The organism is Paracoccus sp. SSJ, assembly GCF_030234105.1.
Lineage (GTDB): Bacteria > Pseudomonadota > Alphaproteobacteria > Rhodobacterales > Rhodobacteraceae > Paracoccus > Paracoccus denitrificans.
This window is the reverse complement of the sequence record NZ_JASSPE010000044.1, coordinates 1-10,045: the sequence shown is the minus strand read 5'-3', so window position 1 is coordinate 10,045 and position 10,045 is coordinate 1. Positions and strand designations below refer to the sequence as shown.

Annotated in this window: 12 protein-coding genes; 8 read left to right on the top strand and 4 right to left on the bottom strand. The window is 65.5% G+C overall.

Going from position 1 to position 10,045, the window contains the following annotated elements; genetic code table 11:
- Positions 1-299: 299 nt before the first annotated feature.
- From QPR87_RS23090 to QPR87_RS23080, 3 genes are all read right to left on the bottom strand, one after another.
- A complete protein-coding gene (locus QPR87_RS23090; protein WP_157137437.1) occupies positions 300-455 on the bottom strand; it encodes a hypothetical protein in 156 nt (51 codons plus the stop codon).
- A 3-nt stretch (positions 456-458) separates the two neighbouring features.
- Entirely contained in the window at positions 459-827 is a 369-nt protein-coding gene (locus tag QPR87_RS23085; RefSeq protein ID WP_285051519.1) for an Arc family DNA-binding protein, read from the bottom strand.
- A 486-nt stretch (positions 828-1,313) separates the two neighbouring features.
- Positions 1,314-1,733, bottom strand: a complete 420-nt coding sequence (locus tag QPR87_RS23080; RefSeq protein WP_285051518.1) for a hypothetical protein — start codon at positions 1,731-1,733, stop codon at positions 1,314-1,316.
- A gap of 613 nt (positions 1,734-2,346) precedes the next feature.
- Here QPR87_RS23080 and QPR87_RS23075 point away from each other — a divergent pair.
- Positions 2,347-2,586, top strand: a complete 240-nt coding sequence (locus QPR87_RS23075) for a hypothetical protein (RefSeq protein WP_011748563.1) — start codon at positions 2,347-2,349, stop codon at positions 2,584-2,586.
- 749 nt (positions 2,587-3,335) lie between these two features.
- Here QPR87_RS23075 and QPR87_RS23070 read toward each other — a convergent pair.
- Positions 3,336-4,076, bottom strand: coding sequence for an N-formylglutamate amidohydrolase (locus QPR87_RS23070; protein WP_285051517.1), 741 nt, complete (start codon positions 4,074-4,076; stop codon positions 3,336-3,338).
- Positions 4,077-4,196: 120 nt separating this feature from the next.
- Between QPR87_RS23070 and pyk the strand changes: the two genes are divergently transcribed.
- The 7 genes from pyk to pheS all read left to right on the top strand — a co-directional run bounded on the left by pyk (position 4,197) and on the right by pheS (position 9,869).
- Positions 4,197-5,642: a pyruvate kinase gene (gene pyk / locus QPR87_RS23065; protein ID WP_011748561.1), complete on the top strand. Its 1,446-nt coding sequence runs from the start codon at positions 4,197-4,199 to the stop codon at positions 5,640-5,642.
- A gap of 40 nt (positions 5,643-5,682) precedes the next feature.
- Positions 5,683-6,072 carry a hypothetical protein gene (locus tag QPR87_RS23060; RefSeq protein ID WP_285051516.1) on the top strand — a complete coding sequence of 130 codons (390 nt, stop codon included), beginning with the start codon at positions 5,683-5,685 and terminating at the stop codon, positions 6,070-6,072.
- Between the two features lie 108 nt (positions 6,073-6,180).
- Entirely contained in the window at positions 6,181-6,381 is a 201-nt protein-coding gene (gene rpmI / locus QPR87_RS23055; RefSeq protein ID WP_010398741.1) for a 50S ribosomal protein L35, read from the top strand.
- A gap of 12 nt (positions 6,382-6,393) precedes the next feature.
- A complete protein-coding gene (rplT, locus tag QPR87_RS23050; protein WP_011748559.1) occupies positions 6,394-6,753 on the top strand; it encodes a 50S ribosomal protein L20 in 360 nt (119 codons plus the stop codon).
- A gap of 237 nt (positions 6,754-6,990) precedes the next feature.
- A complete protein-coding gene (locus QPR87_RS23045) occupies positions 6,991-8,352 on the top strand; it encodes a cytochrome P450 (RefSeq protein WP_285051515.1) in 1,362 nt (453 codons plus the stop codon).
- A 31-nt stretch (positions 8,353-8,383) separates the two neighbouring features.
- A complete protein-coding gene (locus QPR87_RS23040) occupies positions 8,384-8,728 on the top strand; it encodes an arsenate reductase family protein (protein WP_011748557.1) in 345 nt (114 codons plus the stop codon).
- A 58-nt stretch (positions 8,729-8,786) separates the two neighbouring features.
- Positions 8,787-9,869: a phenylalanine--tRNA ligase subunit alpha gene (gene pheS, locus QPR87_RS23035; protein ID WP_104491715.1), complete on the top strand. Its 1,083-nt coding sequence runs from the start codon at positions 8,787-8,789 to the stop codon at positions 9,867-9,869.
- Positions 9,870-10,045: the final 176 nt, after the last annotated feature.

Genomic DNA, 10,045 nt, shown 5'->3' with positions numbered 1-10,045 from the left:
TCTTCTGCAAGCTGAAGGAGTTCAAGCGCATCGCTATGCGTGCCTGCAAAACCGATCAGAGCTTCGAAGCAATGGTCTACCTCGCTGCTGCCGTTATCAACTCACGATGAATCCCCACACGCCCTAGAGGATATCTTGACGAACTATCGGGCAAGGTTCACCGCTGTTCGTTCCCTGCTCGGCTGCGCCAGCCGCTTCTCCATCGCGGAATCCGCCAGTCCTTCGTGCAGCGTGGCTTCGGTATAGCGCTGCACGTTGGCCAGAGTCTCGTGGCCGGTGAAGGGTAAGCATGAAGTTGTTCACAATAACGCGTCGTGTTTCTTGACGGCCTTGCAGGCGTAGGACTTGCCGGCGTCACACTCGGCGCGAAGCTTGGCCGGCGATTTGCCCGCGGTCGATCCCGACGAGCAGGCGCAAAGGGAGGCGATCAGGATCAGGGCGATCAGGCGGGGCATGGGTCAGGCGTCCTGGATGGCCGGGTCGTCGACCCGGTCGTTGAGGTCGGCGGCTGCTTTTGCCGCGCGGAATACTGCCGCGAAGACCTCTTGGTCCTCGGCGCTGAAGCAAGCCATCCTGTGCGGGAGGGCCTTCATGAGCACGCTTCGCTCGTCGGCGCTGAGTTCGGTCATGAAGTCCAGAATTTGATCCGCCACCTCGCACACCTCAACAGGCGATGCCGGGTACCTATCTTCCAGAGCCGCCACGATCTCACCGTTCTGGCTTTGGCCATTGGCCTTGGCGGCTGCCTTGATCCGTTCGCGCAAGTCTTCCGGCATGCGAATCATCACGGGCACCACGCTTGCGCCACCAACCTGCCCTTGAACCATGAGTCGTCCTCCTCTGTAACATACACCCTGTCGCTGGCCCGCATGATCAGCGGCCGGCCCCCCGAGCCTAATCACACGCCACCAGCCGTCAAGGAATCCCTGATATTTAGTTGGCTCGTCTCGCGTGGGGCTTTTCCATCGGAGAGCGTGAGACGGAGCCGCCGGGGACAGGCGGCTCCGGTCAGGGAAGCTGCGCACGAAGCAAAGTTTCGGATGATACAAAGTAGTCGCGCATAAAACCGACCGGAGCCAGCCCGCCAAAGAAAGTGACAAAGGCAGGCGCGGGTCCATATCCCATCCTTACCTTGCAGTAATATGACAGCGCTTTGCCGGGCGTGATCGAGGCGCATGCTCGCAAGCCGGGAAGGCGCCCCGATGCCTGATTGGTTCAAGACGTGGCTGCGTGACGAGGCGAAAGCCCGGGGATTCGCCCTCGTGCTGATCCTCACGTGGTTGGCGCCAAGGCTCCTCTGATGCTCGGCACGTTCAGTTCGAGAAAGCCTCGACCAGGTTCAGAACGGCGAGGATCTTTCGGGTGCCGCTGTCAACGCGGTAGATCCGGTCACCGTCGCGATAGTAACTCCACCCTCGGCGCTGCTCCAGGCCATACCGATCCAGGTCGCGGATCAGCACGTAGTTCCCGACGCGCAGCATGTCGCCGACCCGGGTGCCGTAGCGCTTGCCGACCTGACCCGGCGGAACGCAAGGCGGGTTCTTCTTGGCGAGTCCAGGCGGGCAATGGGCCACATATCGGGTTTGCACGCGATGGCCGTTTCTGTGGCCAAGTTCGTCATGATGGCGCGCGAAACCGCCTTTTCCATTGCCTCGACCGGGATCGGCCGCGCCCGGAGCGGCGCCCATCGCGGCAACAGCCACAGCGGCCATGAGTGTCGGTGCCAGTTTCATCCTTCGTGCTCCAAGGCAGTATCCAACGATAGCATATAGCGTCTGCGTGCCTCGAAGTTGCATCACGAAAACATGCGCCGGCGAAAAGGCGCTGCCGGCGGACCTGGGTTGCCGGCCGCTCGGCGCCCGATGTTCGCGTCAGTGGACGGAGCGGGAACATCTCGAAACCGATCAGTTCAGAAGTAGAACCATTTCCCGAACAAACACGGAACATTTCGGCATTACCAATCCGCCTCGCGTGGGGCTTTTCACGGATAAGCGCATGTATCCAGCTGGGCTCCGGGGCGATGAGCTGCGCCGGTATGACTGGCCGGCCTTCGCCGGCGGTGGATCCCGGCCGAGATCCAGGATGTCATGGTCAAGCGGGCGCTGCGCTACGCGCTGCTCATTGCCTGGCAGTGGGTCGGCGCTTGATGCCGGCGCGAAGATTGGCGAGGCGGGGCGCTTTTTTATATTTTCATGCAAGCTGATTAAACAACTCATCAACCATGCCGAGATAAAACTTATCCATAGGTAGTATTTCAGGGTGCGGGATGGCTAATTAATCTTCTCAATATAGACTCGATCGTTCACTTTGTGTTCGGATCTTGATGTTGAGAATCAGGATCCGGTTATGATGATCTTTGGTAACGTGCTCGCGGTTGAGCTGGAGGATGATTTGGAGGCGCATGTCCGCCGCTACCTCGCTTTCCGCTTCGCGGGCCACGCTGTAATGGAACTCCGTTCGCACAACGAGATCTGGACGGCAAGGCTGCGCTCGGCCGAATCCGGGGATGTCGAGGTCAAGGTCAGAGCCAATCTGATCGAGGACGACCTTTGCCTGGCGTTCGACATCTTAGAGCTCTCGGCATGACGACCTTGCGCTGCTGATGTCACTGGTATCCGGCATGGGCCTGAATGAAGTCGATGCCGGCCTCTTCGGGACCGGGCTGCCCCTCTCTGGCTGATCTCGCCGCCACGAGGCGGGCGATGGTGGCGGTTGACCGCCTAGGCCAGCATGAGCGTTGGGCGGGTTTCGGCTAGGCCGGCAGGATGGCGGGTTTTTGGCGAGCATATCGTGAATGGCTCAGCCTAGTATCCTCGCATGCCTGTGCTCATGCTGTTACCCGTCGCCGCAGCGATTGCCCTTACATTGGCCACTATCCGCAGCGGATGGCGAAGATACCTGCTGTTCGCGCTTGGTGGGGCGGTCCTGGCTCCGTGGGTGCTGTATCTGATCGCTTTGGTGCGGATGGATCTGCCGCCCTGAGTGACCAGACAGCGTCAGGGTGCGGCACATAAAAAAGCCGGACCCGAAGGCCCGGCGCTTTCCAACTGGTTCACTGAAATGATGCACTGATTAACTGATCAATCAACTACAGCGCGACGAGGATTCGCGATAGTTGTCTCTTTGGGCAGGATGCGCCGGGAGGTGGTCCGCTGATGACCGTCGATCATGGTGCGTTCGTTGGTCCCGGCGCTGCACCAGCCCCGGTGCCGCGGCGCTTGGCAAGGAACCGAACTCGAACAGCGCGTCCCTGGCCAATGGGCCGCGATCTGCCCCGCCAAGGTTTGATCCAGGAGCGCCTCGGCCTGACTTTACAGGGCATCGCGCTGTTTCCTTCACAAGCCCTGCCGGTCCAGGAAACCCTCCAGCACCCCGGCCAGTCGTTCGGCCCAGAGCTGCTGGCCGGCCTTGTCGGCGATCAGGTCGTTCCTCACCTCGATCAGCAGGTTCGGCCTGCCATGCGCCAGCGCGTGGCGGTCGATGGAATCGCCGTCCAGATGGCCGGAATAGGGTTCGTTCTCGCCGGTGATCCAGCCAAGGTCGCGGCATTCGCGCACCATGGCCGGACCCAGCCGCTTGTCGCGATGCGAGTAAAGCACCCCGACCGCCCAAGGCCGGCGCGGCCGGCCGCGCAATTGCCGGGTAAAGCTGTGGATCGCGCAGATCGTGCGGCGCGGATGCATGGCCGCCAGCCGGGCATAGGCGTCGTGATAGGGGCGGTAAAGCCGCTCGAGCCGCCTTTCGCGCTCGGTCGCATCGATGCGGCGATTGGCGGGGATCACCGTGCCGTCATAGATGCGCATCACCAGGGTCGGATCGTCCTCGCCGCGATTCGGGTCGATCACCAGGCGCGAGAAATCCGACAGGATCGCCGGGGCATCCAGCCGCTCGGCCAAGGCCCGCGTCAGCCCGGCGGCGCCGACGTCATAGGCGATATGGCGGGCCATGTCCTCGGGCGCGATACCCAGGTCGCCGCCGCCGATCCAGCCCGGCACGCGGTTCGTGGCATGGTCGCAGGTGATCAGCCAGCGCGAGGGCCGGTCCTCTCCGATCGTTGAATAGGGCTTTGCCGTCATCCGTCCGTCGCCTTTCCGCAGCAAGCTTTAGGCAATCGCAAGCCCAAGCACCAGTTGCCGCAGGGCGCCCGATAGGCCATAACAGCGGCGACGATAGCGCAAACATGCAGGGAGAGACGGATGAGACGGCATCGCAAGGTCAAGATCGTGGCAACCCTGGGTCCGGCATCCAGCGATTTTGCCACCATCCGGGCGCTTTTCGAGGCCGGGGCGGATGTGTTCCGCCTGAACATGAGCCACGGCACCCATGAGGAACAGCGCGCCCGCTATGACATCATTCGCCAGGTCGAGGCCGAATCGGGCCGCCCCATCGCCGTGCTGGCCGACCTGCAGGGGCCGAAGCTGCGCGTCGGCACCTTTGCCGATGGACCGCACGACCTGGCCGAGGGGCAATCCTTCCGCTTCGACCTGGACGCGACGCCCGGCGACGCCAGCCGCGTGCAATTGCCGCATCCCGAGATCTTTGCTGCGCTGGAACCGGGCGCCGAACTTCTGGTCAACGACGGCAAGATCCGCTTGCGGGTGCAGGCCTGCGGTGCGGATTTCGCCGATTGCACGGTGACTGCGGGCGGGGCGATCTCGAACCGCAAGGGCGTGAACGTGCCCGACGTTGTGCTGCCCCTGGCCGCGCTGTCCGAGAAGGACCGCGAGGACCTGGAATTCGCCTGCGAGATCGGCGCGGACTGGCTGGCGCTGAGCTTCGTGCAGCGGCCCGAGGACGTGATCGAGGCGCGCGAACTGGCCAAGGGCCGCGCGGCCATCCTGTCCAAGATCGAAAAGCCCGCCGCCGTGCGCGCCTTCAGCGAGATCCTCAAGGTCTCGGACGGGATCATGGTGGCGCGGGGCGACCTGGGCGTCGAACTGCCGGTGCATTCCGTGCCGCCGATCCAGAAGCGGCTGGTGCGCGCCTGCCGCGCGGCCGCGAAGCCGGTCATCGTCGCCACGCAGATGCTGGAATCGATGATCGAAAGCCCGATGCCGACCCGCGCCGAGGTCTCGGACGTGGCCACCGCCATCTACGAGGGGGCCGATGCGGTGATGCTTTCGGCCGAAAGCGCCGCCGGCGCCTATCCGGTCGAGGCGGTCGCCACCATGGACAATGTCGCGCGCTCGGTCGAAAGCGACCCGACCTATCGCGACATCATCGAAAGCTCGCGCAGCGCCAAGCGCCAGACCGTCGCCGATGCCATCGTCGCCGCCGCGCGCGAGATTGCCGAGACCACCGACATTTCCTGCATCTGCGCCTATACCCAGTCCGGCACCACCGCCAGCCTGACGGCGCGGGAACGGCCGCGGGTGCCGATCGTCGCCATGTCCTCGGAACAGGGCACGCTGCGCCGGCTGTGCCTGACCTGGGGCACGCATTGCGTCAAGACGCCCTCGCTGGAACGCTTCAAGCAGGCGGTGGTGAATGCGGCCAAGGCGGCGCGGGATTTCGGCTTTGCCGACGAGTCGAACCAGATCGTCGTCATGGCCGGCGTGCCCTTCAACGTGCCGGGCACGACCAACATCCTGCGCATCGCGCCCTGCGACGAGCGCTTGATCTATCGCACCGATCCAGAATAAGGCGCGGATCCAAAGAGATCTGCAACGGAAAGGTGATCCGATGATCGACATCCTGCTGTTGGCCGGCGCGGCGCTTTGCGCGCTCTCGGTCCTCATGGCCATCGTTTCGGTGGTGCGCACTCAGGCGCCCCGCGGTGCCGCGCTTCTGCTGGTGCTGGGCATCGTGCTGCTGTTCGCGGCCGCATGGCTCGACCCGCGGCCTTTCGGCATCCAGTCGCTGGAGGAAAGCTGGCAGCGGCTGGTCAGCGGGCAGGTGACGACCGGCACCGACCCGGTGACCGCGCCGGCCCCCGAGGCGCCGGCCGAGACGGCCCCCACCGAAACGCCTGCCGCCGAAACCCCTGCCGAAGCCGCGACGGAAAACGCCGCCGATGCCCCGGCTGCGGACGCGCCAGAGGCTGAGCCCGAAGCTCCGGTCGAAGGGCAATAACCCTTGCCAATCCCCGCGTGCCCCCTTATAGGGCACGCTTCCACCCGCGCGGCCGGCCGAGATGGCATTGCCGAGTCGTGCGTTCACTCTGACCGCAAGGAGAGTAAAATGCCGAAGATGAAGACCAAATCGGCCGCCAAGAAGCGGTTCTCGATGACGGCCACGGGCAAGGTCAAGGCCGGCCCGGCCGGCAAGCGCCACGGCATGATCAAGCGCTCGACGAAATTCATCCGCGACGTGACCGGGACCATGATCCTGTCCGATGCGGACGCGAAGATCGTCAAGAAATACATGCCCTACAACCGCTAAGGAGAACCGGACATGGCACGAGTCAAATCGGGTAAGATCACCCACGCCCGCCACAAGAAGGTTCTGGACGCGGCGAAAGGCTATTACGGCAACCGTTCGCGCAACTTCCGCACCGCGACCCAGGCCGTCGACAAGGCCAACCAATACGCGACCCGCGACCGCAAGACGCGCAAGCGCAACTTCCGCGCGCTGTGGATCCAGCGCATCAACGCCGCCGTTCGCGCCGTCGATGCCGAGATGACCTATTCGCGCTTCATCGCCGCGCTGGCGAAAGCGGGCATCGAGGTGGACCGCAAGGTCCTGGCCGACCTGGCCGTCCACGAGCCCGAGGCCTTTGCCGCCGTCGTCGCACAGGCGAAAGCCGCCGCCTGATTTCGGGCGAAAGGCTGGACTAACAGAACCCGCGTCCGAATGGCGCGGGTTTTTTCATGGCCCGGCCTTCGGGCAGGAGGCTCGCCCGGCGGCGCCGTCGCGGGGGCTCTGCCCCGTTCGTCGCTGAAAAAGGTCCGCTGGACCTTTTCGCTCCTCACCCCCCGGAGTATTTGGGAAACGGTGAAGAGCGCCGGGCGGAAGGGGAACCGAGGCCGCGGCTTGCGGGTTCTGCCGCTGATGTCTCCTGACCACCCGCCCGAACGCTATCCTGCCCGTGTGGCCCTGCATCGCCAGCCGATGGGGGTCATCGCCAGCGCCATGACCGCACGGCGCAACGTGCTGGAACTGATCCCCGAGATCGCCACCCGCCAGCCCATGGTTTCGGGCAAGACCGGCAAGCGCTGGCATATGGTCATGGACCTGGGGGCGCTGCGGCGCGTGCTCAAGGACCGGGTGGAGGATTATCCGAAATCGCTGGTGACCCGCCTGATCCTGGAGCCTGCCATCGGCAATTCGATGTTCGTGGCCGAGGGCGCGCATTGGCGCTGGCAGCGCCTTGCCGCCGCCCCGGCCTTTGCGCAGCGCCATGTCGAGGCGCTGGGTCCGGTGATGACAGCCGCCGCCGAGGCCAGCGCGCAACGGCTCGCGGCGGCCGACGGCCCGGTCGATGTCTTTGCCGAGACCGTGGCCGCGACTTTCGAAGTGATCTCGGACGTGACGTTTTCGGGCGACGAGGGCTTCGACCGCGATGCGGTGCATCACGCCATCGACGCCTATATCGCCGGCACGGCGCGGATTTCGGTGCTGGACATCCTGGGGCTGCCCGGCTGGATTCCGCGCCCCGGCCGGCTGTTTTCCGGCGGCGACCTGCGCCGCATGAAACGCGTCGCCGACGAGGCGATCCGCGCCCGTGCGCGCTCAGGCCCGCGCCCGGTGCCGGACCTGCTGGACCTGCTGCGCGCCGGCGAGGACCCCGAGACCCATCGCCGCATGACCCCGGCAGAACTGCGCGACAACCTGTTGACCTTCATCGTCGCCGGGCATGAGACCACGGCGCTGACGCTGGCCTGGGCGCTTTACCTGCTGGCCTTCGACGCGCAGGTCCAGCACCGCGCCGCCAGCGAGGCGGTCGCGGCGCTGGGCGGCCGTGCCGCGACCGCCGCCGATCTGCCGCGCCTGACCTATATCCGGCAGGTGGTCGAGGAGGCGTTGCGGCTTTACCCGCCCGCGGCCTTCCTGTCGCGCACCGCCTGCATCCACGACAGGCTGGGCGGTCGCGAGGTGCGGCCGGGCGACACGATCATGATGCCGATCTATGCGCTGCATCGCCATCACATGCTCTGGGACGATCCCGACCGCTTCGACCCTGGGCGTTTCGCTCCCGGCGTGACCCGCGACCGCTTCGCCTTCCTGCCCTTTGGCGCCGGTCCCCGCATCTGCATCGGCGCCAGCTTCGCCTTGCAGGAGGCGGTGATTATCCTGGCCACGCTGGTGTCGCGCTTTCGCTTCGAGCTGACCGGGCGCCAGCCGCAGCCGCGCATGATCCTGACGCTGCGGCCGCATGGCGGGGTCTGGTTGAAGGTTGCGGAACGGTCTTGAAAGCCCGCGCGGGCCGGGCCAAAGTCCCGGCATGATCACCATCTATCACAAGCCGACCTGCTCGACCTCGCGCAAGGTCCTGCAGATGATCCGCGACGCCGGGCACGAGCCCGAGATCGTCGATTATGCCCGCGAGGGCTGGACCCGCGCCCAGCTTCTGGGCCTGTTCGCCGCCGCCGACGTCACGCCGCGCCAGGCAATGCGCGTCAAGGGCACCGATGCCGCAGAGCGCGGCCTGCTGGATGCCGGCGACGAGGACATCCTTGCCGCCATGGTCGAGAACCCGCTGCTGGTCGAGCGGCCCATCGTCTGCGGTCCCGGCGGCGTGCGGCTGTGCCGGCCGGCGGAACTGGTGGCGGAAACCTTCGCCCGCTGAGGCTTTTCCCTGCGGCGCCCGCGTGCTAATCGGCGCGGGAACCGCAAGGAAGCCTGCCATGTCCGATCTTTCGACCCTTCGCCAGTCCTATCTCGACCGCATCTCTGCCGCCGCCGACGGCGACGCGCTGGAGCAGGTGCGCCTGGCCGCCCTTGGCAAGAAGGGCGAGATCAGCGGCATGATGAAGGAGCTGGGCCGGATGACGCCGGAAGAGCGCCAGACCACCGGCGCCGCGCTGAACCGCCTGAAGGACGAGATCGACGCCGCGCTGCGCGCCCGCAAGCAAGGGCTGGAGGACGCGGCGCTGGACGCAAGGCTCAAGGAGGAATGGCTGGACGTGACCCTGCCGGGCCGTCCGCGTCCGCAGGGCACCATCCATCCGATCAGCCAGGTGACTGAGGAAGTCACCGCGATCTTCGCCGACATGGGCTTCCGCGTCGCCGAGGGGCCGCAGATCGAAAGCGACTGGTTCAACTTCGACGCGCTGAACATCCCGCCCGAGCATCCCGCCCGGCAGGAGCACGACACCTTCTTCATGGCCCGTGCCGGGGACGATCCGCGCCCGCCGCATGTGCTGCGCACCCATACCTCGCCGGTGCAGATCCGCGCCATGCAGGCGACGGGCGCGCCGATCCGGGTGATCTGCCCGGGCCGGGTTTACCGGATGGACATGGACCAGACCCATACGCCGATGTTCCACCAGGTCGAGGGGCTGGCGCTGGGCAAGGACATCTCGATGGCGAACCTGAAATGGACGCTGGAGGAGTTCTGCCGCGCCTTCTTCGAGGTGGACGAAGTCGAGCTGCGTTTCCGCGCCTCGCATTTCCCCTTCACCGAGCCCTCGGCCGAGGTCGATATCCGCTGCTCGTGGGAGGGCGGCAAGCTGACCATCGGGCAGGGGGAAAGCTGGCTGGAGATCCTGGGCTCGGGCATGGTGCATCCCAAGGTGCTGGCGGCGGGCGGGATCGACCCCGAGCAGTGGCAGGGCTTCGCCTTCGGCATGGGCATCGACCGCATCGCCATGCTGAAATACGGCATTCCCGATCTGCGGGCCTTCTTCGAAAGCGACCTGCGCTGGCTGCGGCATTACGGTTTCGCCGCCGGGGACGTGCCGAGCGTGGCGGGCGGCTTGTCCCGGTAAGGGGCTGGGTCAGCCTGTCGGGTTCCCGGCCCGGGCTTTCGGTCCGTCCTCTAGGGCGTGTGGGGATTCACAAACGGGGGTTGATGTGATTCATCCTCCGGATGGATCGCGATGTTCTGACGGATGCCCAGTGGGCGAAGATCGAGCCGCATTGTCTGGGTAAGCCAAGCGACCCT